Origin of the sequence: Sphingomonas sp. (assembly GCF_964263785.1) — a bacterium.
Taxonomy (GTDB): domain Bacteria; phylum Pseudomonadota; class Alphaproteobacteria; order Sphingomonadales; family Sphingomonadaceae; genus Sphingomonas.
Window position 1 is genome coordinate 1 of the sequence record NZ_CAXVWL010000112.1, and the last position, 23215, is coordinate 23215.

At 68.5% G+C, this 23215-nt stretch carries 25 protein-coding genes, 1 tRNA gene and 1 pseudogene; 9 read left to right on the plus strand and 18 right to left on the minus strand.

What is annotated here, in order from left to right; genetic code table 11:
• Nucleotides 1–417: 417 nt before the first annotated feature.
• The 3 genes from cmk to aroA are packed head-to-tail and all read right to left on the minus strand — an operon-like array spanning nt 418 to nt 3382.
• Nucleotides 418–1044, minus strand: coding sequence for a (d)CMP kinase (gene cmk / locus ACE5C1_RS14690; RefSeq protein WP_374944820.1), 627 nt, complete (start codon nt 1042–1044; stop codon nt 418–420).
• Entirely contained in the window at nt 1041–2051 is a 1011-nt protein-coding gene (locus ACE5C1_RS14695) for an alpha/beta fold hydrolase (protein WP_374944821.1), read from the minus strand. Before ACE5C1_RS14695 ends, cmk begins: the two co-directional genes overlap by 4 nt.
• Complete coding sequence (gene aroA / locus ACE5C1_RS14700; RefSeq protein WP_374944822.1) at nt 2048–3382, minus strand: 3-phosphoshikimate 1-carboxyvinyltransferase; 1335 nt, start codon at nt 3380–3382, stop codon at nt 2048–2050. Before aroA ends, ACE5C1_RS14695 begins: the two co-directional genes overlap by 4 nt.
• Nucleotides 3383–3481: 99 nt before the next feature.
• Between aroA and ACE5C1_RS14705 the strand changes: the two genes are divergently transcribed.
• Nucleotides 3482–3805 carry a TIGR02300 family protein gene (locus ACE5C1_RS14705; RefSeq protein WP_374944823.1) on the plus strand — a complete coding sequence of 108 codons (324 nt, stop codon included), beginning with the start codon at nt 3482–3484 and terminating at the stop codon, nt 3803–3805.
• An 82-nt stretch (nt 3806–3887) separates the two neighbouring features.
• Nucleotides 3888–3963: transfer RNA gene (locus ACE5C1_RS14710), tRNA-Ala, on the plus strand.
• 19 nt (nt 3964–3982) lie between these two features.
• Here the strand turns inward: ACE5C1_RS14710 and xth are convergent.
• A pseudogene (xth, locus tag ACE5C1_RS14715) lies at nt 3983–4765 on the minus strand (exodeoxyribonuclease III); the annotation flags it as partial.
• Nucleotides 4766–5069: 304 nt separating this feature from the next.
• Between xth and ACE5C1_RS14720 the strand changes: the two are divergent.
• Nucleotides 5070–7460, plus strand: a complete 2391-nt coding sequence (locus ACE5C1_RS14720; protein WP_374944824.1) for a M10 family metallopeptidase C-terminal domain-containing protein — start codon at nt 5070–5072, stop codon at nt 7458–7460.
• Between the two features lie 52 nt (nt 7461–7512).
• Here the strand turns inward: ACE5C1_RS14720 and ACE5C1_RS14725 are convergent, their stop codons facing one another.
• Entirely contained in the window at nt 7513–7965 is a 453-nt protein-coding gene (locus ACE5C1_RS14725) for a GreA/GreB family elongation factor (protein ID WP_374944825.1), read from the minus strand.
• 104 nt (nt 7966–8069) lie between these two features.
• On the opposite strand from ACE5C1_RS14725, the gene ACE5C1_RS14730 reads away from it, so the two are divergent.
• Entirely contained in the window at nt 8070–8240 is a 171-nt protein-coding gene (locus tag ACE5C1_RS14730) for a hypothetical protein (protein WP_374944826.1), read from the plus strand.
• On the opposite strand, the gene ACE5C1_RS14735 is transcribed toward ACE5C1_RS14730, so the two are convergent.
• Nucleotides 8237–9526, minus strand: coding sequence for an MFS transporter (locus ACE5C1_RS14735; RefSeq protein WP_374944827.1), 1290 nt, complete (start codon nt 9524–9526; stop codon nt 8237–8239). The genes ACE5C1_RS14730 and ACE5C1_RS14735 overlap by 4 nt on opposite strands.
• A gap of 112 nt (nt 9527–9638) precedes the next feature.
• Between ACE5C1_RS14735 and pgsA the strand changes: the two genes are divergently transcribed.
• From pgsA to ACE5C1_RS14750, 3 genes are read left to right on the plus strand one after another with little or no spacing between them, the layout of a single operon-like run.
• On the plus strand, nt 9639–10190 hold the full coding sequence (pgsA, locus tag ACE5C1_RS14740; RefSeq protein WP_374944828.1) for a CDP-diacylglycerol--glycerol-3-phosphate 3-phosphatidyltransferase: 552 nt from the start codon (nt 9639–9641) through the stop codon (nt 10188–10190).
• A gap of 5 nt (nt 10191–10195) precedes the next feature.
• Nucleotides 10196–10447 (plus strand): molybdopterin converting factor subunit 1, encoded by a 252-nt coding sequence (moaD, locus tag ACE5C1_RS14745; RefSeq protein WP_374944829.1) that lies wholly within the window; start codon nt 10196–10198, stop codon nt 10445–10447.
• The gene (locus ACE5C1_RS14750; protein WP_374944830.1) at nt 10444–10881 is read left to right on the plus strand and encodes a molybdenum cofactor biosynthesis protein MoaE; all 438 of its coding nucleotides are present in this window, start codon (nt 10444–10446) and stop codon (nt 10879–10881) included. Before moaD ends, ACE5C1_RS14750 begins: the two co-directional genes overlap by 4 nt.
• Nucleotides 10882–10983: 102 nt before the next feature.
• On the opposite strand, the gene ACE5C1_RS14755 is transcribed toward ACE5C1_RS14750, so the two are convergent.
• From ACE5C1_RS14755 to ACE5C1_RS14765, 3 genes are read right to left on the minus strand one after another with little or no spacing between them, the layout of a single operon-like run.
• Nucleotides 10984–11577, minus strand: a complete 594-nt coding sequence (locus ACE5C1_RS14755) for a fasciclin domain-containing protein (protein ID WP_374944831.1) — start codon at nt 11575–11577, stop codon at nt 10984–10986.
• A 54-nt stretch (nt 11578–11631) separates the two neighbouring features.
• Nucleotides 11632–12537, minus strand: coding sequence for a hydrogen peroxide-inducible genes activator (locus ACE5C1_RS14760; RefSeq protein WP_374944865.1), 906 nt, complete (start codon nt 12535–12537; stop codon nt 11632–11634).
• Nucleotides 12538–12557: 20 nt separating this feature from the next.
• On the minus strand, nt 12558–13316 hold the full coding sequence (locus ACE5C1_RS14765; RefSeq protein WP_374944832.1) for a sulfite exporter TauE/SafE family protein: 759 nt from the start codon (nt 13314–13316) through the stop codon (nt 12558–12560).
• A 141-nt stretch (nt 13317–13457) separates the two neighbouring features.
• Between ACE5C1_RS14765 and epsC the strand changes: the two genes are divergently transcribed.
• Together epsC and ACE5C1_RS14775 are read left to right on the plus strand one after the other, a co-directional pair.
• Entirely contained in the window at nt 13458–14141 is a 684-nt protein-coding gene (gene epsC, locus ACE5C1_RS14770) for a serine O-acetyltransferase EpsC (protein WP_374944833.1), read from the plus strand.
• A complete protein-coding gene (locus tag ACE5C1_RS14775) occupies nt 14141–14482 on the plus strand; it encodes a DUF2794 domain-containing protein (RefSeq protein ID WP_374944834.1) in 342 nt (113 codons plus the stop codon). The genes epsC and ACE5C1_RS14775 overlap by 1 nt, the downstream gene beginning before the upstream one ends.
• A 14-nt stretch (nt 14483–14496) precedes the next feature.
• Here ACE5C1_RS14775 and ACE5C1_RS14780 read toward each other — a convergent pair whose 3' ends face one another.
• The 9 genes from ACE5C1_RS14780 to ACE5C1_RS14820 all read right to left on the minus strand — a co-directional run bounded on the left by ACE5C1_RS14780 (nt 14497) and on the right by ACE5C1_RS14820 (nt 23215).
• Nucleotides 14497–15591 (minus strand): TonB family protein, encoded by a 1095-nt coding sequence (locus ACE5C1_RS14780; protein WP_374944835.1) that lies wholly within the window; start codon nt 15589–15591, stop codon nt 14497–14499.
• Between the two features lie 82 nt (nt 15592–15673).
• A complete protein-coding gene (locus tag ACE5C1_RS14785) occupies nt 15674–16585 on the minus strand; it encodes an SDR family NAD(P)-dependent oxidoreductase (RefSeq protein WP_374944836.1) in 912 nt (303 codons plus the stop codon).
• Between the two features lie 67 nt (nt 16586–16652).
• Nucleotides 16653–17102 carry a hypothetical protein gene (locus tag ACE5C1_RS14790; protein WP_374944837.1) on the minus strand — a complete coding sequence of 150 codons (450 nt, stop codon included), beginning with the start codon at nt 17100–17102 and terminating at the stop codon, nt 16653–16655.
• Nucleotides 17103–17343: 241 nt separating this feature from the next.
• Complete coding sequence (gene phoB, locus ACE5C1_RS14795; RefSeq protein WP_374944838.1) at nt 17344–18036, minus strand: phosphate regulon transcriptional regulator PhoB; 693 nt, start codon at nt 18034–18036, stop codon at nt 17344–17346.
• A 1-nt stretch (nt 18037) separates the two neighbouring features.
• Entirely contained in the window at nt 18038–18727 is a 690-nt protein-coding gene (gene phoU, locus ACE5C1_RS14800; protein WP_374944866.1) for a phosphate signaling complex protein PhoU, read from the minus strand.
• A gap of 13 nt (nt 18728–18740) precedes the next feature.
• A complete protein-coding gene (pstB, locus tag ACE5C1_RS14805) occupies nt 18741–19487 on the minus strand; it encodes a phosphate ABC transporter ATP-binding protein PstB (protein WP_374944867.1) in 747 nt (248 codons plus the stop codon).
• A gap of 14 nt (nt 19488–19501) precedes the next feature.
• The gene (pstA, locus tag ACE5C1_RS14810; RefSeq protein ID WP_374944839.1) at nt 19502–20803 is read right to left on the minus strand and encodes a phosphate ABC transporter permease PstA; all 1302 of its coding nucleotides are present in this window, start codon (nt 20801–20803) and stop codon (nt 19502–19504) included.
• Nucleotides 20796–22169 (minus strand): phosphate ABC transporter permease subunit PstC, encoded by a 1374-nt coding sequence (gene pstC, locus ACE5C1_RS14815; RefSeq protein WP_374944840.1) that lies wholly within the window; start codon nt 22167–22169, stop codon nt 20796–20798. Before pstC ends, pstA begins: the two co-directional genes overlap by 8 nt.
• Nucleotides 22166–23215 carry a substrate-binding domain-containing protein gene (locus tag ACE5C1_RS14820; RefSeq protein ID WP_374944841.1) on the minus strand — a complete coding sequence of 350 codons (1050 nt, stop codon included), beginning with the start codon at nt 23213–23215 and terminating at the stop codon, nt 22166–22168. Before ACE5C1_RS14820 ends, pstC begins: the two co-directional genes overlap by 4 nt.

The window sequence follows — 23215 nt, forward strand, 5'->3', positions numbered from 1 at the left end:
CGGCATACAACCTTCAGCTGCTCGCCCGGCAGGCTGCGCCGGCCTGATACGCGGCGTATCCTCCGGTGGCCGGCGTCACCAGCCATCCGCCACGCCGGTTTCGCGCAGACCTTTTTCAACGGTCTCGAACGGTTGTGACACCGGCTAGGATCGCCAGCTCGGCATTAGCGATGCAAAAATCAAAGTTTTCGCGTCACTTCCAAAATGTCGCGATTCCGGGCATGATCCTGATGCACAAATCCAATGCTGCGTTCCCGTGCATAATCGGCGGCTCAGTACGCACCTCGACCATCGGGGATTATGCAGCGACGGCGTGGTTATGCACGGCGCCAACAACGGTGCGTCGGGCACGGTGGCGGTGATCGAGGAGGCGCGTGCCTAATTCTTAGGCTGAAGTAGAGGCATGCAGCCGACCCGCTAGGACCGCGCGCGTTGCGCCTCGACCAGTGCGATCGCGCGCTGGATGCTGGCGTCGATCGACAGGAAGCTGGTGTCGAGCAACGCCGCATCAGGGGCCTGGACCAGCGGCGCGGTCGAGCGGCCGCTGTCGCGGGCGTCGCGGGCGCGGATGTCGGACAGGACCTTGTCGAAGCTGGTGGTGTCGCCGCGTGCGGACAGTTCGGCGTGGCGGCGCTTGGCGCGGATCTGCGGCGTGGCTTTCACGAACAGCTTGGCGTCTGCGTCCGGCGCGATGACGGTGCCGATGTCGCGGCCGTCGAGCACCGCGCCACCGAGTTGCGCGGCGAAGCGCTTCTGGCGCTGGAACAGCGCGGAGCGGACCAGCGGATGCGCCGAGACGACCGAGGCGAGCGCGCCGATGGCGTCGTCGCGCAGGACGGCCGAGGCGAGGAGACGTTCGTCGAAGTCGCAGGCGGCGACCGCATCGGCTTCCTTTGCGGGATCGAGATCGTGCGCGCGGACGTTGGCGGCGACCGCGCGGTAGAGCAGGCCGGTGTCGAGGTGCGGCAATCCGTAATGGCGGGCGAGAGCGCGCGCCACGGTGCCCTTGCCCGAGGCGGCGGGGCCGTCGACCGCGATGATCATGAATCGTGTCTCTCGAGCCATCCCCGCAGGATGCCGAGCGCCTCGACCGGGCGGTCGCCGAGGAAGCCGTGCGCGGCGCCGGGGACGACCGCGAGCTCCGCGCCGGGGACGCGGGCGGCGAAATTCGCGAGGGTGGACGGGCGGGCCTCGTCGTACTGGCCGCCGATGAACAACGTGCGCGGGCCGTCGAGCCGTGCGAGCAGCGGTTCGCCGTCGTAATCCTTCAAGGTGCCGGTTGCGACGAACTCGCTGCGACCCCACATCGTCTCGTACAGCTTCGGGTCGAAGCCGCGGCCTTCGGACGCGCGGTAGGCGCGCATGCCGTCGCTGGGCGGCTCGCGGCCGTTGAAGCTCGCATAGAATACGCCGGTCGCTTCGTCGCACGATACGGGTATCGGCGCGGGGAGAGCGTCGCAGCGCGCGAGTTCCTGGCGGACGACGGGGGGCAGTTCGTCGCGCAGCGCATTGGCGTCGGCGATCCAGCTGCGGGTGGAGACGAGCGGGCTGGCGAGGATAAGGCTGGCAAGCATGGAACTGGCAAACACCGGGTGCGCGAGCCTTTCGGGCTGGCGCGCACCATATTCCAGCGCGATCGTGCCGCCCCAGCTGTGGCCAAGGACGTGCCAGCGCTTCACCCCGAGGGCGTTGCGGACTCGGTCGAGTTCGTCGACGAAGCGTTCGACACGCCAGTTGGCGGGATTCTGCGGCCAGTCGGAGCGGCCCGAATCGAGCTGGTCGTAAAGGATCACCGCGCGTCGGTCCGCCAGCGCAAGCGCATCGAGATAGGCACCGTGGGTGCCGCCGGGACCGCCGTGGACGATGACGAGCGGCGGGCGTGGGCCGGCGAGGTCGCCGTTGACGCGGACGTAGATACGGCCACCCTCGACCGGGACCATCAGCTCGCGGGTGGGCGCGGGATAGCGCGCCGGGCCGCGTGCCCAGGCGGGGAGTGCGGCGAGCGCGGTGACCGCGGCACCCGCGACCAGGAGTTCGCGGCGGGTGATCATCGCGCTTCGGCTCCCAGCAATACGGCCTGCGCGACGAAGCCGGGGTAGCTGGTCGCGATCGGCGCGGCATCGTCGATGACGACGGGCGCGCGGGCGTGAAGGCCGACGACCGCCATGCTCATCGCGATGCGGTGATCGAGGTGGGTGGCGATCGTCGCGCCGCCGGGGATCGGGTCGCCGTCGGTGCCTTCGATGGCCAGGCCGTCCTCATGCTCCGTGCAGGCGACCCCGCAGGCGCCGAGCGCGGCGGCCATCGCGGCGATGCGGTCCGATTCCTTGACGCGCAGCTCGTGCGCGCCGCGCGCAACGGTGCGACCGCTCGCGAAGGCGGCAGCGACGAAGAGCACCGGGTATTCGTCGATCATGCTCGGTGCCAGATCGGCGGGGATTTCGATCCCCGACAGGGAGGCGTGGCGGACGTGGAGGTCGGCGACGTCCTCGCCGCCGACGTCGCGCCGGTCGATCTCGTCGATCGAGGCGCCCATCATCCGCAGCGCGGTGAGCAGGCCGGTGCGGGTCGGGTTCATCAGCACGTTGGCGATGACGATGTCGGAGCCCGGCACGATCGACGCGGCGACCATCCAGAAGGCGGCGGACGAGGGGTCGCCGGGGACGATTATGTGCTGGGGTTTCAGCTCCGCCTCGCCGCGGATCGAAATCACGCGTCCCCGCGCACTCTCCTCGACCGTCAGGTCGGCACCGAAGCCGCGCAGCATCCGCTCGCTGTGGTCGCGGGTCGGGATGGGCTCGATCACGCGGGTGATGCCCGGCGTGTTGAGCCCGGCAAGCAGGACCGCGGACTTCACCTGCGCCGACGCGACGGGAAGCACGTATTCGAGCGGAATCGCCGGGCAGGCTCCGTGCATCGTCAGCGGCAGCCGGCCGCCGGGCGCGGTCGTGAAGCTCGCCCCCACGCGCGCCAGCGGATCGGTGACGCGCGCCATCGGCCGCTTCGACAGCGAGGCGTCGCCGACGAACGTGGCGGTGATCGCGTGACTCGCGACCAGCCCCATCAGCAGGCGCGTCGACGTGCCCGAGTTGCCCATGTCGAGCGCGGTTTGCGGCTGGAGCAGGCCGCCCACGCCGACACCGTGGACTCGCCAGACGCCGTCGCCGCCGCGCGCGACGTCGGCGCCCATCGCGCGCATCGCCGCGACGGTGGCGAGGACGTCCTCGCCCTCCAGCAGCCCTTCGATCCGGCTTTCGCCGACCGCCAGGCTCGCGAACATGATCGCACGGTGGCTGATCGACTTGTCGCCCGGCACCGAGACGCGGCCCGCCAAGGGACCGTTCGCGACAAGGTACAGGGGCTGGGCAGGGAACGCGGACATGGGGCGCGCGGCTTTTGACAGCCGCATTGTGATTTGGCAAGGCGCGCCCCACTTCGCTGCGGTACTCCCAGCACTACCCACCCGAAAGGTTCACACGGCATGATTCAGCCGGAATGGGGCACGAAGCGCACGTGCCCGAAATGCGCGACGCGTTTTTATGACCTGAAGAAGGACGATCCCGTCACCTGCATCGAATGCGGGGCGCACTGGGAACCCGAACCGATCCTGAAGTCCAAGCAGCCGCTGCCGTTCGAGGTGGCCAAGCCCGACACCGCCAAGCCCGACGCCGACCTGAACGGCGACGAAGAGGATATCGCCACGATCACCGGCGAGAACGAGGAACCGTCGGCCGACGACGAGGTCGATCTGGGCGGCGACGACGATCTGGGCGTGGAAGCGCCGAGCGACGACGACGAACATTGATGTAACGCGGTGGGGCAGGCGGGTGTTTCATCCGCTTGCCAACCCGGCTGCGTCCAGCTAGGGGACGCGCCTTCCCGAGAATGGGGCCGTAGCTCAGCTGGGAGAGCGCTGCAATGGCATTGCAGAGGTCAGGGGTTCGATCCCCCTCGGCTCCACCATTCCGGCCGTGCGGCGTTTGCGCTTCGGCTTATCCGCAAGTTCCACCCATACCGGCGCATGGTCGCTGGTCTTCTCCCAGCCCCGCACATGCGCGTCGACCTGTGCGTCGGTAAGCTGCTTGGCGAGCGCGGGACTGAGCAGGAGATGGTCGATGCGCAGACCGGCATCCCGGGCGTAGGCATTCCGAAAATAGTCCCAGAAGGTGTAGATCGTCGCGTCAGGGTGGACCGTGCGCAGCGCATCGGTCCAGCCCTGATCGATCAGTCGCGCAAAGGCACAGCGGACTTCGGGGGCGAACAGCGCGTCGTCGGTCCAGCGTTCGGGCTTGTAGACGTCGGCCTCGGTCGGCATCACGTTGAAGTCGCCTGCCAGCACCACCGGCACGCCCGCGTCGATCAGCGTCTGCGCATGTGCGATCAGCGCGTCGAACCAGGCGAGCTTATAGTCGAATTTGGGGCCGGGGCGGGGATTGCCGTTGGGCAGGTACAGCGCACCGACCAGCACGCCGCCGACCGCCGCTTCGAGATAGCGGCTTTGCAGCGGATCGGGATCGTCCGGAAGTCCGCGCCGGGTTTCCACCGGCACCCCGATCCGGCTGAGGATGGCGACGCCGTTCCAGCTCTTCTGCCCGTGCCAGACCGGTTGGTAGCCCGCCGCGCGGATTGCGGCTTCCGGGAACTTGGCGTCGGGCGCCTTCAGCTCCTGAAGGCAGGCGATGTCGGGGGCACGCTCGTCGAGCCAGCGCAGCAGGACGGCGAGTCGGCCGTTGATCCCGTTGACATTGTAGGTAGCGATTTTCATCGCACGCGACAACGCGCGATCGGCCGGCAGGGAACCCGGCGGCGACAGTTCGGCAACGTTTATGTCGACAACGGCGCGGCCAATGACGATTCATTGCGCGAGCGCCGTTCCGCCTAAAAAAGTTTAACTTTTTGTTACAATCCGGTTGACCTTCATTCCGCCCTGCCTAGCGTCCGATGTCGATGGGCTCGTTTTGCCAGGTGCGGACGGCGGGGATCACGGGATTTCTGCCGTTGCTGATGGTTGCGGCTTGATCTGATTCGATGCCTTCAACGATAACGACAGGGGATGTCCTTTGAGTATTGTGAACTATACGCCCGAGCGCACCGATTTCCTGGCGCCGCACCCCGACGCCGACTTTCCGGGTGTCGGCAGCGTCGATCCGCTCTACGCCAATGTCGACGGCACCGGCGGCACGATCGGCGGCAAGCCGGTCCTGACGCTGGAGCAGGTCGAGAACGTCCTCAATCGCACGTCCTATCCCGGCACCGACATCGCCGGTCCGGGCTGGAACCAGGGCGAATATGGCGCGCCTTCGCGCAGCGGCGACGCGCACACGATCACCTTCGGCTTCCATACCGAAGACACGATGTTCGCGGCGCCCTATGTCCAGACGGACCCCGACACGGGCGAACTGTTCGGGCTGCCCGAATTCTTCGGCTTTCAGGAATTCTCCGCCGCACAGAAGACCGCGGCGCGCAGCGTCATCGCATTGTGGGACGATATCGTCGCCTACAAGTTCGTCGAGACGACCGCGGACAAGGCGGACATCACGTATGGCAATTACACCAACCAGCCCGGCACGCAGGCCTATGCGTATCTTCCCTACGATTACGGCGGGGAGTATTCGCTGATCGGCGGCGACGTGTGGGTCAATGGCAACGAGCCGAGCAACCTGGAGCTGAACAACGGCGATTACGGTCCGATCACGCTGATCCACGAGACCGGCCACGCGATCGGCTGGCAACATCCGGGCGCGTATAACGCCGCGCCAGGGCTCTCGATCACCTATGCCGCCAACGCCGAATATTATCAGGACAGTCGCCAGTACACGGTGATGTCGTATTTCGACGCGCAGAACACCGGCGCGGCGCCGGTCAACTGGGCCAGTCTGACCTTCGTCTATGCACAGACCCCGCTGATCCACGACATCGCGGTCGCGCAGAAGGTCTATGGCGCGGACATGACGACGCGGAGCGGCGACACCGTCTATGGCTTCAACAGCACCGCCGACCGTGCGGTGTACGATTTCAGCCAGAACAAGCTGCCGTGGCTCGCGATCTGGGACGGCGGCGGGAACGACACGCTCGACTTCTCGGGCTTCGCGACCAATTCGTCGATCAACCTGGCGCCCGGATCGTTCAGCAGCGGCGGCGGCAGCGGCGTGACCCCGCTCGAGACGCTGAAGGCGCAGGGGCTGCTGCCCGCAAGCTATACCGAGGCGCAGTACACCGCGTTCCGCGCGCGCTATAACTCGGTCGACGGGTTGCTCCACGACAACATCTCGATCGCGTACGGCGCGACGATCGAGAACGCGATCGGCGGCGCGGGCAACGACACGATCCTGGGCAATGCGGTCGCCAACCAGCTGACCGGCAACGCCGGCAACGACACGATCAGTGGGCTCGGCGGCGCCGACCGCATCCTGGGCGGCGTCGGTGCGGACGCGCTGTTCGGCGGCGACGGCAACGATTACCTGTACGGCGACGTCGGTGCCGATACGCTCGACGGTGGGCTGGACAACGATGTGCTGTACGGCGGCGACGGCAACGACACGCTGACCGGCGGCGCGGGCGACGATCAGCTGACCGGCGGCCTGGGTGCCGATGCGATGCGCGGCGGCACCGGCAACGACACCTATTACGTCGACGATGCGGCGGATTCGGTGGTCGAATTGGCGGGCGAAGGGACCGATGTCGTCTCGTCGACGCTGATGAACTATCGCCTGGGCGCAAACCTCGAGACGCTGGTTCTCGGCGGTATCGGCGACATCAACGGCAGCGGCAACGATGCCGCCAACACGCTGAAGGGCAATGCCGGCGCCAACACGCTGCAGGGGCTGGGCGGCAATGACAGCATCTCGGGCTATGGCGGCAACGACATCATCTCCGGCGGGGCGGGCGACGACCTGTTGGACGGCGGCGACGGCGTCGACACGATCACCTTCAAGATCGGCGCGACCAATGGCGTCGTCGCCGACCTGGCGATCGCGGGGCGCCAGCAGACTGGGCAGGGCAACGACCAGCTCCGCGGGTTCGAGAATTTGGAGGGTACATCGTTTGCCGACACGCTGTTCGGCGATGCGGGCGCGAACCAGCTGCGGGGTCTCGAAGGCAACGACGTGCTGCGTGGGCGTGGTGGCGCGGACGATCTGACGGGCGGCGCGGGCGCGGATCAGTTCGTGTTCGATTCGGCCGCGATCAACGGCGTCGATCGCATCCGCGACTTCGTCTCGGGCGTCGACAAGCTCGTGTTCTACACCGCGGACGGCTATGCCGCGGACGCAGGCGTGACCTTCGGGACGGCGTCGGCGGGTGCAGGCGCGCAGTTCGTCTACGACGATGCGACCGACCGGCTGTGGTACGACGCCGACGGGATCGGCGGCGCGGACCAAGTGCTGATCGCCAACCTGGCGACGACCAGCATCGTGGCGAGCGACATCGTCGTCCGCGCCGGGACGATGCCGGCGATCTGAGCCGCCGACGCAGCGGGAATGGGGGCTCGGCAGCGATGCCGGGCCCCTTTTTCTATACGATCGCGACGACCTCGATGGCATCATCACGCCCTGCGAAGGGCAGGACGTCGCCGACTTGGGCGCCAATCAGCGCGCGTGCGAGCGGGGCGGTGAAGGCGAGGCGACCAGACTTTGGATCGGCTTCGTCGTCGCCGACGATCGCGATGCGGCGCGGCTTGCCGTCCAGCAGGATGTCGATGGTCGATCCAAAACCAGCCGTGCCGTCCGGGGGCGGCATCGTCGGGACTGCGGTCGTTCGCCGGGTCTGCCAGTAGCGCAGGTCGCGGCGGATCGCCTCGGCTGCCTCGTCCTCGGCGGCGGGCAGCTGAGCCTCCAGCGCCGCGATCCGTTCGGCGATGAGCAGCTGGCCGCGCGCGGTGACGAGATTGGCCCCGCCGGGAAGCGGCCGTTCGAAGCGGGGCTCCTTATGCTCTTCGTCGCTCTCGCGCCGGAATGCCACGCTCATGCCCTGGTCCTCTACGCCCTCGGAGCGTCCCGAATTCGGACGCAGTCGGTTTAACCACCTTTGGGGATGGGCCAAAACCTTAAGATCGCGTTAACATGCTCGCCATGAACAGACGCCTCGTCCTCACCAGCGAATCCGCCCGCCATCCGCTGCGCCGCTCGCTGCCGCCCCCGCCCGTCGTCGCAGCGCCGGTGCGCGACGACGATCACGATCTCAAGCTGTTCCTGCTGAGTTTCGCGGCCTTCTTCACCTGCTTCTACACGTTTATCTTCTAGTCGCAGGCGCGGTGCAGTTTCTGGGCGAGCCAGGCTGACACCAGGCACATCGCCGCGACCAGGAACAACATGTTCTCGGGCGTAACGCCCCGGGCGCTGATCGCAATGACCAGCACTGCGCCCGCGGTCATCGCCACCGCGTTGACGACGTTGTTCGCGGCCACCGTGCGCGCGGTCTGGTCCGCCTCCACCGTCGTCGTCAGGAAGGCGTAGAGCGGCACGACGAACATGCCACCCGTCACCGCGATCGCGAGCAGCACGAGCAGCAGCGGAATCGCCAGCGGCTGCGCGATGAAGGCGCTCCAGCCATAGAACTGGCCGGCCTGCGCCGGCGTCCAGGCCCGGACGATCAGCGAGAAAGCGACGACGAACGCGCCCATCGCCAGCACCGACACCGGCGCAAAGCGCGCCGAGATGCGCCCGCGCAGCAGCGTGTTGATGACCACTGAACCGATCGCGATGCCGATCGACAGCGTCGCGGTGAAGATGCTGGCGACGTTCTGGGTCGCGGTCAGCAGGTTCTTCACCAGCGGCGGGAAGATGATGATCAGCACCGCGCCGATCGTCCAGAAGAAGCTGATCGAGCAGATCGCCAGGAACAGCCGCGGGATGTGCATCGTCCCCGACACCAGCCGCCACGAAGCGCGCAACGGGTTGTAGTCGATCGCCAGCGGTGCGGCCTGCGGCGGTGCGGGCGGCACGCGGCGCCCCGCATACCAGCCGATCAGCGCGACGCCCATCACCCCCGCGGCGGCGGCTTCGCTGGAGACATACCCTGCGATGATCGTGCCGAGCAGGATCGCCAGATACGTCCCCGCTTCGACCAGCCCGGTGCCCCCCAGCACGTCGCAAGGGCTCAGGTGTTGCGGCAGGATGGCGTATTTGATCGGGCCGAAGAAAGTGGAGTGGACGCCGAGCAGGAACACTGCGCTCAGCATCAGCCCGATCGACACGTTGGTGTGTCCGGTCTGCGCCAGGAAGAGCCCTGCGGCGCCAACGGCCATGATGCCGATCTCCGCCGACTTCACCACCCGGATGATCCGCGCCTTGTCGTGGGTATCGGCCAATTGTCCCGCAAGCGCGGAGAACAGCAGGAAGGGCAGGGTCGACAGCCCGGTTGCGAGCGCGTTGAAACCCTGTTCGACCTTGGCGTCGCTGAAGATGCTGTAGGTCGCGAACAGCACCATCGCCTGCTTGAACAGATTGTCGTTGAACGCGCCGAGGAACTGGGTGGTGAACAGGGGCAGGAAGCGGCGGCGCTTCAGGAGCCCCAGGGCGTTGATCATGAGCGGGACCGGTCCAGCCGTGGCAAAGACACGGTCATAGACGAGCGCGCGCCATGCCGCCACTGCGGGATTCCGTTTCCGCCCGGCGGCAAGGCGCGTTAGGGACGCGGCGATGCTGACGCTCCCCAATCTGCTCACGCTGTCGCGGATCGTCGCGATCCCGCTGCTCGCGGCGCTGCTGTGGTGGCCGCAATGGCCCGCAGGCTACGGCATCGCGTTCGGGCTCTACTGCCTGATGGGTATCACCGATTATTTCGATGGCTATCTGGCGAGGGCCAACGGTGCGGTGTCGCGGCTCGGTATCTTCCTCGATCCGATCGCGGACAAGATCATGGTCGCCGCGGTCATCCTGCTGCTGGTGCGCAGCGGCGACATCCCGGGTCTGCACGTGATCGCGGCGCTGGTGATCCTGTTGCGCGAGATCGCCGTATCGGGGCTGCGCGAGTTCCTGGCGCAGTTGCAGGTGTCGGTGCCGGTGTCGCAGCTGGCGAAGTGGAAGACGACGCTGCAACTCGTCGCGCTCGGTGCGCTGATCCTCGGCGGCGCGACCCCGGGGCAGCCTTGGGTCGCTGCGGTCGGGCTGGTCAGCCTGTGGGGCGCGGCGGCGCTGACGCTCATCACCGGCTGGGATTATCTGCGCGTCGGCCTGAAGCATATGGACTGAGCGCGATGCGGATATTGTATTTCGCATGGGTGCGCGAGCGGATCGGGGTGGCGGACGAGGAGGTCTCGCCGCCGTCCGGGGTGACGACGGTGGCGGCGCTGATCGATTGGCTTGGCGGGACGAGCGCTGGCCATGCGCAGGCGTTTGCGGACCGGGGGCGGTTGCGCGCGGCGGTGGATGGCGATTTCGTCGGCCTGGACGCGCCGCTGGGCGCTGCACGTGAGGTCGCGATCTTCCCGCCGGTAACGGGCGGTTGATCCGCGTGGTCGTCTTGGCGGCGCCGATCGACGTGGCCGCGGAAATCGCGCTGGCGGAGGTGGCGGGCGCCGGGGCGGTGGCGACCTTTACCGGGCTGGTACGTGCCGACGACGGGGTCGGGACGCTGGAGCTGGAGCATTGGCCGGGACGGACCGCGGCGGCGCTTGAGCGCGTCGCCGAGACCGCGCGCGACCGGTGGCGGTGCAGCGCGGTGACGATCGTCCACCGGGTCGGGGCGATGGCACCCGGCGAGCGGATCGTGTTTGTCGCTGCAGCGGCTGCGCACCGGGCCGCGGCGCTGGATGCGTGTGCCTATTGCATCGACCGGCTGAAAACCGATGCGCCGTTCTGGAAGCGAGAGACGCGGGATGGCGTGGCGACCTGGGTGGATGCGAGGGCCGGCGACGAGGCGGCGGCGGCGCGGTGGGAATGATCCGGATCTACCGTTCGCCCTGAGCGAAGTCGAAGGGCACGGCTCTTGGCAATGTGTTTCGACTTCGCTCAGTACGAACGGACCTTGAGGTTCGTGCGAACTCTACCCCAATTTCGGTACCAATACGCCGTTGACTACGTGGACGATGCCGTTCGATTGGCGGACGTCGCCGATTTCGACATAGCTTTTGTTGCCGCCGACGTCGGTGAGCGTGAGGTGACCCTCGGTCAGCGTCAGCGTCAGCGGGTCGCCCTCTACCGACATCAGCGTCGCAGTGCCGCCGCCGGCGGTGATGCGCGCGGTCAGGTCGGCGGCGGTCAGCGTGCCGGAAACGACGTGGTACGTCAGCACCTTGACTAGCGCGGGCTTGTTCTCGGGTTTCAGCAGCGTGTCCACGGTGCCCGGCGCCAGGCGTGCGAATGCGGCGTCGGTAGGGGCGAAGACGGTGAAGGGGCCGGGGCCCGACAGCGTCTCGGCCAGCCCGGCCGCCTTCACCGCCGCGACCAGCGTCGACAGGGTTGGGGCAGCGGAGGCGTTGGCGGCGATCGTCCGGTCGGCGAGCATCGACGCGCCGCCAACCGAGGGATTGACGGGCGCGGGGGCGGCAGCGGGCGGGGTCGCCGTGCTTCCGGTATCGCGGGCGCATCCGGTGAGCGCGACGATGCCCGCCAGGCCGATCAGGGCGTATCGGGTCATGCTATCGTCTCCTGGGGGATGTGCGGGGTCTACGGTCTTTCCGGCGGTTGGTTCCTAACCGCTGCGCGCCTCGGCCAGCACGTCGGCGAGCAGGCCGAAGTCGCGGTCTCGCGGGGAGGCGCGGCGCCAGACCAGCGCGATCCGCCGGGTGGCGTCCTCACCCTCGACCGGCCGGGCGACGACGCTGCTGTGATCGAGGATCCCTGCGCGGATCGCCATCTCGGGAAGCATGGTGATGCCGAGATTGTTGTCGACCATCTGGACGATCGTGTGGAGCGACGTGCCCAGCATCGCCGCTTCCGTGCGCGCGCCGGGACGGTCGCACGCGGCGAGCGCATGGTCTTTCAGGCAATGCCCGTCCTCCAGCAGGAGCAGGCGGCTGGTGTCGATCGCCGCGGCGGGGATCGCGGGCGGCGTGTCGCCTTCGCTGCCCTGGAATGCCAGGAAAAGCCGGTCGTCGAACAGCGTGCGCGACGCCACGTCGCCGCACGGATAGGGAAGTGCCAGCAGCACGCAATCGGTGCGGCCGTTGTTCAGCCCCTCGCACGCGGGGCCGCTCGGCTCTTCGCGCAGGAACAGTTTCAACTCCGGATAATCGCGCCGCAGCCGCGGCAGGATGCGCGGGAGCAGGAAGGGTGCGATCGTCGGGATGACGCTCATCCGCATCTCGCCCGACAGCGGGCGCCCCGCGGCGCGTGCCATGTCGCCCAACTCGTCCGCCTCGCGCAGGACACGGCGTGCCTTGTCCGTGATCGCGATGCCCAGCGGCGTGAAGCGCACGACGCGGCGGGTGCGCTCGACCAGCGTCACGCCGATCAGCGTCTCCAATTCTCTCAGGCCCGCAGACAGCGTCGACTGGCTGACGAAGCACGCGTCCGCAGCGCGGCCGAAATGGCCGTGGTCGTGGAGCGCGACCAGATATTGGAGTTGTTTCAGCGTCGGTAGATAGGTCGCGGCCAGGATAGGCTCCTCGGGGTGGATCAGGCGAGCGCGCGGTATAGCCCGAAGAGGCTGGTGAGCGTGAGGACGATGCCGACCAGCAGCATAAGACGCTGCGGCGGCACCCGCTTGGCGAGAACCGCGCCGAACGGCGCGGCGATGACGCCGCCGATGAGCAGGCCGACCGTCGCGAGCGTGAACGCCTCCCATCCGAGCTGGCTGATGAAGGTCGCCGAGATGGTGACGGTGAGGAAGAACTCGGCCGTGTTGACGGTGCCGATCGTCAGCCGCGGCTGCGTGCCCTGGATCAGCAGGTTCGACGTCACCACGGGTCCCCAGCCGCCGCCGCCCGCCGCGTCGAGGAAGCCGCCGATCAGCCCGAGCGGCTCGACCACGCGCGGTTTCCTGGGCGGCTGTGGTTTGTGGGTGGCGCGCCACAGGAGATAGATGCCGATCGAGGTCAGATACGCCAGGATGAAGGGTTTGAGCGCATCGGCATTGTGGGAGAGCACATAGGCGCCGAGCACGCCGCCGATCACGCCGGGCACCATGAGGCGCAGGAACATCCGCCAGTCGACATTGCGATGAAGCGTGTGGCTGATCCCCGACACCGCCGTGGTGAAGGTTTCGACGGTGTGTACGCCGGCCGACGCGGCCGCGGGGTTCACGCCCAGGCTGAGCAGCAAGGTGTTCGAGATGACTCCGAAGGCCATGCCGAGCGCGCCGTCGACGACCTGCGCGGCGAAGCCGACGAGGACGAATGGGGCGAGTCCCTCGAGCGTGGTGAGCGAGATGTCCATGGCGCCAGCCTGCCCTCCGCCGCGATCTCCCACAAGCAAGATAGACTTTACCCGTGTGCCGCATCGGTGCGCGCGGTGCGGCCGGGGCATTGCCGGACGCACGTGCGCTCCCTAGATCGCACGCGACAAAGGGGAATGCCTGTGTTCGGTCGCCTCGCCGCTTATCTCGATTCGATCCGTGCCCGCGATCCGGCGCCGCATTCCCGGGCGGAGGTGCTGACGTATCCGGGAGTCTGGGCGCTCGGCTGGCACCGGGTGGCGCACCGCTTGTACACGCGCCGCTTCTTCCTGCTGGCGCGTATGGTCAACCACTTCGCGCGCGCAACGACCGCGATCGACATCCATCCGGGTGCGAAGATCGGGCGGCGGTTTTTCATCGACCACGGCTTTGTCGTCATCGGCGAAACCGCGGAGATCGGTGACGACGTGACCATCTATCAATGCGTGACCCTGGGCGGCACCAGCCCCGACAACGGCGTCGCGGGCAAGCGGCACCCGACGCTGATGGACGGTGCGATCGTCGGATCGGGCGCGCAGGTGCTGGGGCCGATCACCGTCGGTGCGCGATCGCGGATCGGTGCCAATGCGGTGGTGACGCGCGACGTGCCCGACGGCGCGGTGATGGTCGGCATTCCGGCGCGCGCCACGATGATCGATGGTGGACAGGCACCGGAGAAGAAGTTCGTGCCTTATGGCACCCCGTGCAGCGAGATGTTCGATCCGCAGACCCAGAAGGTCGAGTTGATGCGGTGCGAGCTGGAGGCCATGCGCAAGCGATTGGATGCGCTGATCGGCGAAAGCGAAGGGCAGCGCGACCGGGCCTGATGGGAATCGTCACGCCTTTTCCGATCCTGCCCAAAGGCGTGCAGGTCGGCTTCGAACGCGCCGAGCTCACCCGCATCCTCGACCTCTATGGGCGGATGGTCGCGGCCGGGCATTGGCGCGACTATGCGATGGACCTGGGGATCGACGCGGCGGTGTTCGCGGCGTTCCGACGCGCAGCGGAGCAGCCGGAGTACCGGATCGAGAAGCGGCCCGCTCTGCGCAATCGCCAGGGCATGTGGGCGCTGATCGGCGAGGGCGGCGCGGTACTCAAGCGTGGGCACGAGCTCGGGCCGGTGCTGGCGCCGGTCGAGCGGCGGCTGGTGAAACTGGTCGAGGGGTGACGGCGCGAGAGCGGTCAGCCGGGCGAGGGCTCAGGGGGTAGCTTGAACCGGATGCGGCGAAAGCAGCCGCGGTGGCCGGCGTCGCTTTCCACGACCCTCGCGCCCGATACGGCGTTGCGGACCGCCTCGCCGAAGGCCTCGTCGGGTTCCGATGCGACGACCTTGACGTTGCCGATCGCGCCCCAGGGTGCGGTGTCGTAGCTGATCGCCGCAACGCCCTCGACCCTGCGCCGGGAGAATGCCTGCGGGTAGGCGCTGCCTTGCAGCAGGCTCTGGATCGTCTTGGGATCGATCCTGCAAGCGGGCAGGTCGCCGTTGTCCGCAGCCGTGCCGCTGGGCAGTTCGGGGGCGGCGTCGAGCGACGGGCCATTGCGGTAGAAATGGTAGATGCAGCCGCGATAGCCCGGTCCCGGCGCGAAGCGGTTGGCGGCCAGCGCCTTGACACTTGCCCGGTCGAGCGCCGGGTTACCCGCGCTTGCCAGCACGCGCACGTTGGTGGGCTTGCCGCGCGTGTCGACGTCATAGGCCAGGAAGCTCCACGACCAGGTGCCGGCCGGCTGCGCGATCGTCTCGAACGCGGGCTGGTTCAGCCGCCGGTAGGGCCCGGGCCCGCGCGGACAATCGCTTCCCGACGGCCGTACACGATCCAGAAGCTCTTCCAGCCCGGCGGCCGGCTCGGGCATGCTTGCGAGTTCGTAGAGGGCGGGCAGCGGCGCCGTCGCGACGGGGGTGGACGTCGCGGTGTAGGCGACCGAGCAGTGCCGCCGCGCGGCGCCCCCGGGAAAGCGGGACACGGCGAGCGAGGGGGCGAGATCGCTCGTGTTGATGTAATAGCCGGGGTATGTCTGTGGACCCTCCCGATGGATCGTCGCGGGGCGGCCGTTCTCGTCGATCGCGAAGCCGAGGCGGTAGGTCGCGGGTACTGCGCGCTCGCGGGTCGATCCGTACCAGATGACGGCGGTCGAGAACGGGCGGACCGGAGCGGTACCGGCGATGGCCTGTCCGTCGCAGACGACTTTGCCGGCCTGGAACATCACGATGTCGACGTTGCGGCCCGGTACCGGAGGCGCGGGCACGCTGAGGGCGGGGGGCGGCAGGAGCAGGGGCATGGCGGCTCGCTTGTTCCGGGGGACTGGTGGGGAGGGTAGCCGGTGACGGTGAGGGGACCAAGCCCCGGGGCCTCCGCCGAGCCTATCCCTGCAGCGTCTTGCCGATCAGCATCGCCTGTTCGGCGCCGGTCCCGGGCACGATCTCGCCGGTGCGGTCGGCGATCCGGTCCCAGGCGGCTGCGACGCCCTCGACCGACAGATCGTCGCCGGCAAGCGCGACGCCGGCGGTGAGGGTGACGTAGGACGATTGGAACACGCCCGCGCCCGCGCCGACGATGGCGCCGGTGGGGGCGTCCTGCGACACGAGGTAGAGGGCGCCGGGGGCAACGCGTTCGGGGGCGAAGGCCTTGAAGGCGGCTTCGGGGAAGAGGTCCTCGGTCATGCGGGTGCCCGCGGTGGGCGCGATGGTGTTGACGCGGATGTCGTTCTTCGCGCCCTCGATCGCCAGCGTCTTCGCCAGGCCGACAAGGCCCATCTTGGCGGCGCCGTAGTTCGCCTGGCCGAAATTGCCGAACAGGCCCGTGGACGACGCGGTCATGAGTACGCGGCCGTAGTTCTGCGCGCGCATCGTGTCCCAGCATGCCTTGGTGGCGAAGGCCGAGCCGATCAGGTGGACGCGGACGACGAATTCGAAGTCGGCGGGGTCCATCTTGGCGAAAGTCTTGTCGCGGAGGACGCCGGCGTTGTTGATGAGGACGTGGACGCCGCCCCAGCGATCGACCGTCTTCGCGACCATCTCGGCCATTTGGTCGTAATCGGCGACGTTGCCGCCGTTGGCGATTGCCTCGCCACCCATCGCCTCGATCTCAGCGACGACGCGGAGCGCGGCGTCGGACTGGCCGGTGCCGTCGCGCGACACGCCGAGATCGTTGACCACGACCTTCGCGCCGCGGCGGGCGAGTTCGAGCGCATATTCTCGGCCGAGACCGCCACCTGCGCCGGTGACGATCGCGACGCGCCCCTGAAACGATATGGCGTCGAAACGGATGGACATGGAAAAGGCGCTCCCGCTGATCTGGAAGCGCCTTCCCCTAATGCGTCACGTCAGGCGTGCAACCGGCTTACTTGCCGCCGCGCTGCATGCACTTGTCGTACTGACCCTTCTTGCAGATCGGGTATTTCGCCATCGGCGCGGGCGCCGGATAGGCTTCGGACGGCGACTGCGCGGCCTGGAAGGTCGGCCGCATGCCCGGTGTCATCGTGCCGGTCATCGGCGCGCCCGAAGGCTGGTAGCCGCCCATCGGCGTCGTGCCGTCGGCGGGCATCGAGCCGCTCGACTGCATCGGCATCGGCTGACCCTGAGGCGCCATGCCCGAGGTGCCGTCGGTGGACGGCGCGGGAGTGGCCGGAGCTTGCATGGCGGGGTCGGCGGTCTGAGCGGGGTCGGCCGTCATCGGCGTGCCTGCGGCCGGCGGTGCGGACTGCATGGTGCCGGCGTCGGTCGACGGCGTGGTCTGGGCAAGAGCGGGGACGGCCAGCATGGCGGTCGCGGCCAGTAGAATGAGCTTCATCGCGAATCTCCTGAATGTCTGCGCAATCGCGTCAGCGCGTTCGTCCAACGCGCATTTGGCGCGATGGGTCCGTCGTTTCGCAAGCGATTCGTTGGCCGGGGCCGCGGAAGGTGAGGCTAAGGTGAAGCCAACGACGCGTTTCGCACGACGCCGGTTCGGTGGTGGTTTGGAGCGGTTACAAAGAGGGGGCGGAAAGACCGCCACAGTGATCTGGTCAGAGTATTTCCAACATCGCAAGCGGCTATTCGCTGGCGTCGAGTGAATAGCCTGCCGAGCGGACGGTGCGGATCACGTCGGGGAGGTCGCGGACGTTGATCGCCTTGCGCAAACGGCGGATGTGAACGTCGACGGTGCGCGCCTCGATATCCGAATCGTGGCCCCACACCGCGTCGAGGAGTCGCTCGCGCGAGAAGACCCAGCCGGGATGTTCGAGGAAGTGCTTGAGCAACCGGAACTCGGTGGGGCCGAGCGGCACCGTCTCGCCGCCGCGGCGGACCTTGTGGCCGACGGTATCCATCTCGATGTCGCCATAGACCAGTGCTTCCCCGGCGAGCGCCGGGCGGACGCGGCGCAGCACCGCGCCGACGCGGGCGACGAGCTCGCGCGGACTGAACGGCTTGGTGACGTAATCGTCGGCGCCGGTCTCCAGCCCGCGGACGCGATCCTCCTCCTCGCCGCGCGCGGTGAGCATGATGATCGGGACGTTGGCGGTCTCCGGCGTGCGGCGCAGGCGGCGGCAGACTTCGAGCCCCGACAGCCCCTCCACCATCCAGTCGAGCAGGACGATATCGGGGGTGCGTTCGCGCGCAAGCAGCAGCGCCTCCTCGCCGTCGGGCGTGTGCCTGACGTCGAAATCCTCGCGCTTGAAATGATAGACGAGCAGTTCCGCCAGCGCGGCATCGTCTTCGACCAGGAGCATGGTGGCGCGGGCCATATCAGTCCTTCGGGTGTCCGGCGCCGCGTTCGCGGTCCGCCATGTGGGTGCCGGTCGCGGCGAAATAGACCATCTCGGCGACGTTGGTGGCGTGATCGCCGATCCGCTCCAGGTTCTTGGCGACGAACAGCAGATGCGCGACCTGGCTGATCGTCTTGGGGTTCTCGACCATGTAGGTGACGAGGGTGCGAAAGATGCTGTCGTAGAAATCGTCCAGCGCGCTGTCGCTGTCGCACACCCGCACCGCCGCCTCGGCATCGCGCGCGGCGAAGGCATCGAGGACGTCGTGGACCATTTCGGACGCCATCCGGCCCATCGACGGCAGGATCGAGACGGGCTCGATCCGGTGCTCGCTCTCGATCAGCGGCACGCGCCGGGCGATGTTCTTGGCGTAATCGCCGATCCGCTCGACCACGCCGGCGATCTTCAGCGCGGCGACGACCTCGCGCAGATCGACCGCCATCGGCGCGCGCAGGGCAATGATCTGCACCGCCAGCCGCTCGACCTCCGCCTCCAGCGCGTCGATCGCCTTGTCGTCGGCGCGGACCTGTGCGGCGAGGTCGAGGTCGTTGCGCTGCAACGCCTGCATCGCGCGTGCGATCGCGTCCTCCGCCAGCCCGCCCATCTGCGAGATCAGCCCGCGCAGCCGGCCGATGTCGGTGTCGAACGCCTTGACCGTATGCTCGTTCATCAGCCGTGTTCCCTCAGCCATATCGGCCGGTGATATAGTCGCGTGTCCGGGTCTGGACGGGGTTGGTGAAGAGGTCGCCGGTGGCGCCGTATTCGACGAGGGTGCCGAGATAGAAGAAGGCGGTGCGCTGGCTGACGCGCGCGGCCTGTTGCAGATTGTGGGTGACGATGACGATCGCGTAGCGGCCCTTCAGCTCGTGGATCAGCTCCTCGATCTTGGCGGTGGCGATCGGATCGAGCGCGCTGCACGGTTCGTCCATCAGGATGACCTCGGGATCGACCGCGATGGCGCGGGCGATGCACAGCCGCTGCTGCTGCCCGCCCGACAGCGCGGTGCCGCTGTCGGCGAGCCGGTCCTTGACCTCGTCCCACAGCCCGGCGCGCCGGAGCGAGCGTTCGACGACCGCGTCGAGATCGGCCTTGCCGGTGGCGAGCCCGTGGATGCGCGGGCCGTAGGCGACGTTCTCGAAGATAGATTTGGGAAAGGGGTTCGGCTTCTGGAACACCATGCCGACGCGCGCGCGCAACTGCACCACGTCCATGCCGGGGGCGTAGATGTCCTGGCCGTCGAGCGTGATCGCGCCGGTGACGCGCGCGTTGGCGACGGTGTCGTTCATGCGGTTCAGGGTGCGCAGAAAGGTGGACTTGCCGCAGCCCGAGGGGCCGATCAGCGCGGTGACCTGATCCATGTCGACGTCGATCGACACGTCGTCGATCGCGCGCTTGGCGCCGTAATCGACACACACGTTGCGCGCGGTCATTTTCGGGGTCTGCGTCACCAGCGGGTCTCGAAACGGTTGCGGAGGTAGATGGCGAGGCCGTTCATCGCGAGCAGGAAGGCGAGCAGGACGAGGATCGCGGCCGACGTCTTCTCGACGAAGCCGCGGCCGACCTGGTCGGACCAGAGGAATATCTGCACCGGCAGGACGGTGGCGGGGTCGCTCAGCCCTTGCGCCGGGGCGGCGATGAAGGCGCGCATGCCGATCATCAGCAGGGGCGCGGTCTCGCCCAGCGCGCGTGCCATGCCGATGATCGTGCCGGTCAGGATGCCGGGCAACGCCAGCGGCAGGACGTGGTGGAAGACGACCTGCACCGGCGACGCACCGATCGCCAGCGCGCCGTCGCGGATCGACGGGGGCACGCTCTTGATCGCGTTGCGGCCTGCGATGACGATGACGGGCATGGTCATCAGCGCCAGCGTCAGCCCGCCGACGAGCGGCGCCGAGCGCGGCATGCCGAAGGTGCCGAGGAAGACCGCGAGCCCGAGCAGCCCGAAGATGATCGAGGGCACGGCCGCCAGGTTGTTGATCGACACCTCGATCAGGTCGGTCCAGCGGTTCCGCGGTGCATATTCCTCCAGATAGAGCGCCGACAGCACGCCGATGGGGAAGGCGAGCAGCAGGGTGACGAGCATCGTCAGCAGCGACCCCTTGAACGCCCCCCAGATGCCGACGCGGGTCGGGTCGGTGGCGTCGGCGGCGGTGAGGAAGGTGGTGTTGAGCCCGCGCGACAGATGGGGCGCGAGGCGGGTGACGGCGGCTTCGGCCTGCGGGGTGCCGTTGCCCTTCCGGGCGACGTCGATCGCATCGGACGCGGGCAGATCGAAGGTCTCGGCGCGTCTCAGCAGCGATGGATCCTGCTTGAGTGCATCGCGGACGACGAGCCAGGCGCCGTCGGAGAGCAGGCCTTGACCATCCTTGCCGTAGGCGCGGCCTGCGGCGGCCTGCACCGCACCTTCCAGGCCTGCGCCCGCCAGTGCGAGGTCGGCGCCGCGGCCTTGCACCTGCGCGGGTTCGATCGGCAGCCGGGCGGCGGCGAAATCGATCGGGACCTGCACGCGGGTCTGGGTGAAGCCGCCCGCACCCTGGGCGAGCATCGCGATCAGCAGATAGCCGAGGAACGTCGCCGACAGCACGACCGCGGCGAGGCCCAGGAGGCGGAAGCGACGTTCGGCGGCGTAGCGGCGGCGGATGCGGGTCTGCATCGCGCCGGTCGTCCAGTCGGTCGGGACACGCGGCGCGGGGTCGTGCGCGTCGCCTGCCACCGGCAGCTGAGGGACCAGGCTGACGCTATTCATAGGCTTCGCGGTATCGCTTCACCACGCGCAGCGCGACGATGTTGAGCAGGAGGGTGATGACGAACAATGTCAGCCCGAGCGCGAACGCGGCGAGCGTCTTGGGGCTGTCGAACTCGGCCTCCCCGGTCAGCAGGTCGACGATCTGGCGGGTGACGGTGGTGGTGCTGGCGAACGGGTTGGCGGTCAGCGTGGCGACGCCGCTGGCGGCCATGACGACGATCATCGTCTCGCCGATCGCGCGCGAGATCGCGAGCAGGACGCCGCCGACGACACCGGGCAGCGCGGCGGGGAGCAGGACGCGGCGGATCGTCTCGGACGAGGTCGCGCCCATCGCGAGACTGCCGTCGCGCATGGATTGCGGCACTGCGGCCAGGCTGTCGTCGGCCATCGACGAGACGAAGGGGATGATCATCGCGCCCATCACCAGGCCGGCGGCGAGCGCGCTTTCCGAACTGGCGTCGGCGATGCCGAGGCTCGTGCCGAGATCGCGCACCGCGGGGGCGACGGTGAGCGCGGCGAAATAGCCGTAGACGACGGTGGGAACGCCCGCGAGCATCTCGAGGATCGGCTTCATCCAGCGACGGGTGCGGGCGGCGGCATATTGGGTGAGGTAGACCGCGCTCATCAGCCCGAAGGGGATCGCCACCGCCATCGCGATGACCGCGCCGATGAAGAACGTCCCCCAGAACAGCGGCACCGCGCCGAGCGACGCGCCGGGGTCGCGCGCATCGACGACCTGCGGGCTCCAATGGGTGCCGAAGAGGAAATCGCCGACCGGCACGACGCGGAAGAAGCGCGCGGCCTCGTAGACGAGCGAGGCGACGATGCCGACGGTGGTGAGGATCGCGATCAGCGACGCCGCCAGCAGCGCGACCATCACCAGCCGCTCGACCCGCGTCCGCGCCGCGAACCCGGCGCCCGCGCGGGTGTAGGCGAACGCGCCGCCCGCGAAGGCGAGCAGCAGCGTGGCGGCGGTGGCGATCCAGTCGTAGCGGGCCTGGGCGGCGGCATAGGCGGGCGCCAGGGTGCGCGAGAGCGCGTGAAAGGCGCCGTATGGGGAGCCTTGGGCCAGACCGCGGGCTTCGGAGAGGATCGACGCGCGCTCGAATCCGGGCGCGGGCAGGGTCGCCGCAGCGCGGGTGGCGAGCACCGTTTCGGTAACTAGCGCGGGTGAGGCCATCGCCCAGACGGCGAGGAACAGCAGCGGCGGCACGACCGTCCACAGCGCCACGTACCAGCCGAAGTGCGACGGCAGCGAGCTGGAGCGGGTGCCGCTGGTGCGCAGCCCGGTGGCGCGGATACGTGCGCTGGCCCAGGCGATGAGGCCGAGGCCGAGGAGCAGGACGAGGAGAGTGGCGGCGCTCACGACAGCGCCGCCGGATCGAGCAGCGTCTCGCGCGCGACGATCGCCGCCGAGCGTGCGCGTATCGCTGGCGGGGCGGCGATCAGGCCGCGGCGGACCAGCGGGCCGGTGGGGCCCCAGGCTGCGGCGTAGAGCTTGAGGAAAGTACGCAGGCCGGGGATCGCGCCGAGGTGCGCCTTCTTGACGTAGACGTACAGCGGCCGCGCGCCCGGGTAGCGGCCGTCGGCGATGGCGGCATAGGTCGGCGCGACGCCGTCGATCGCGACGCCGGTCACGTCGCGGGCGTTCTCCTCCAGGTAGCTGTAGCCGAAGATGCCGAGCGCCTGCGGGTTGGATTGCAGCTTCTGGACGATCAGGTTGTCGTTCTCGCCCGCATCGACATAGGCGCCGTCCTCGCGGACGCGGGTGCACAGCGCCTTGTGGGCGTCGGGGTTGGTGCGGGCGAGCGGGGCGGCGGACGGATCGGAGGCTTCGCAACCCTTGGCAAGGATGAGCTCCGACAACGCGTCGCGCGTGCCGCTGGTCGCGGGCGGGCCGTAGACGGTGATCGGGATCGCCGGGAGCGCGGGGTTGACGTCGGCCCACGTGCGCGCGGCGTTGGGCTTGCCGCGGGGCGCGGCGGCGAGCGCGCGGTAGAGATCGGCGGGGGTCAGCGCCATCTTCGGGCCGTTCTTCGCTTCGGCAAAGGCGATGCCGTCGATGCCGACCTGAATTTCGAGCAGGTCGCGCGCGCCGTTCGCGGCACATTCGCGATATTCGCTCGCCTTCATCCGGCGCGAGGCGTCCTCGATATCGGGATGGGCGGCGCCGATGCCGGCGCAGAACAGCTTCATGCCGGCACCGGTGCCGGTCGATTCGATCACCGGCGCACGCGCGCCATCGCTGCTCGCGACGAACTGTTCGGCGACGATTGTGGTGAAGGGATAGACGGTCGACGATCCGACCGCGGTGATCTGCGCGCGTGCGCCCGCGCCGCCGCCGTTCGCCTGATCGACGCACGCCGCGAGCAGCGAAGCCGCGAGATAGAGGAACGGGAGGCGGGGCGTCAT